Consider the following 579-nt stretch of genomic DNA (forward strand, 5'->3'; position numbering starts at 1 on the left):
AAGCCAATCAGCTTCAGCATCTGTATCTGCAAGTCAATCAACTAGCGCATCAGTATCTGCAAGTGAATCAGCTTCAGCATCTGTATCAGCAAGTGTATCTGCAAGTGAATCAGCTTCAGCATCTGTATCAGCAAGTCAATCAACTTCAGCATCTGTATCAGCTAGCCAATCAACTAGCGCATCAGTAAGCTCAAGTGAATCAGCTTCAGCATCTGTATCAGCAAGTGAATCAACTAGCGCATCAGTATCTGCAAGTGAATCAGCTTCAGCATCTGTAAGCTCAAGTCAATCAACTTCAGCATCAGTATCTGCAAGTCAATCAACTTCAGCATCTGTATCAGCTAGCCAATCAACTTCAGCATCAGTATCAGCTAGCCAATCAGCTTCAGCATCTGTATCTGCAAGTCAATCAACTAGCGCATCAGTATCTGCAAGTGAATCAGCTTCAGCATCTGTATCAGCAAGTCAATCAACTTCAGCATCTGTATCAGCTAGCCAATCAACTAGCGCATCAGTAAGCTCAAGTGAATCAGCTTCAGCATCTGTATCAGCAAGTGAATCAACTAGCGCATCAGTATC

General features: G+C 43.2%; 1 protein-coding gene. It reads left to right on the forward strand.

Translation table 11 applies throughout. From position 1 onward, the window contains the following. Positions 1 to 579, forward strand: a 579-nt coding sequence (locus tag D8862_RS09530) for a hypothetical protein (protein WP_185760871.1), incomplete at both ends; no start/stop codon positions are given.

This window comes from Streptococcus oralis (assembly GCF_003942585.1).
GTDB classification, from domain to species: Bacteria; Bacillota; Bacilli; order Lactobacillales; family Streptococcaceae; genus Streptococcus; species Streptococcus oralis_BE.